The 645-nt window shown below is 71.3% G+C and carries 2 protein-coding genes; one reads left to right on the top strand and one right to left on the bottom strand.

Going from position 1 to position 645, the window contains the following annotated elements; translation table 11 throughout:
* Positions 1 to 204 (top strand): TspO/MBR family protein (locus tag BN903_RS05050; protein WP_048076662.1); only part of this gene is annotated, 204 nt, incomplete at its 5' end.
* Here the strand turns inward: BN903_RS05050 and BN903_RS05045 are convergent.
* The coding region (locus tag BN903_RS05045) for a GNAT family N-acetyltransferase (protein ID WP_048076661.1) at positions 201 to 645 on the bottom strand (445 nt) is incomplete at its 5' end. The two genes, BN903_RS05050 and BN903_RS05045, sit on opposite strands and share 4 nt — an antisense overlap.

Raw genomic sequence — 645 nt, 5'->3', positions numbered from 1 at the left:
AACGTCGCGTGGTCGCCGGTGTTCTGGGGGCTCGAACGCGCCGACCTCGGTCTCGTCGTCCTCGTCGCCCTCCTTCCCTTGGTCGTCGCGACGATAGTCGCCTTCGATCGCGTCGACCGGCGGGCCGCGGCGCTCGTCGTCCCGTACCTCGCGTGGGTCTGTTTCGCGACCGCGCTCAACTACGCCATCTGGGCGCTCAACTAGCGCGGATCCTCGCTTCCCGTCCCATCCGCGTCGACCGCCGGCGGGCCGCGTTCCAGTCGCTCGGCGACGAACCGACGCTCGGCGCGGCTCAGTTCCGCGTCCGTCTCGCGGAACGCCGCCATTCCGTCGCGATATCGCTCGGGGTCGACGCGGGCGGGCGTCGCGGCCGGCCGCGCCAGTTCCAGTTCGGCGAGTCCGGTCCGCTCGCCGGTGTATCCGAAGCCGCACTTGTGGCACGCCTCGTAGGCGAACGGGTTGTTCACGGCGATCTTCACCCGGTCAAACCCGTCGGCGGCCAGATCGGTGACAGTCTCGTCGATCAGCCGCGGTCCGATCCCCTCGCCGCGCCGCGCGGCGTGGACCGTGACGTACCGGAGCCGGCAGCAGTCGGGGTCGGTCCGGTCGGGCGAGAAGGAGACGGCCGCGAGCACGTCCTCGTCG

Source organism: Halorubrum sp. AJ67 (assembly GCF_000513435.1).
This window is presented reverse-complemented; position numbering and strand designations above follow the sequence as displayed.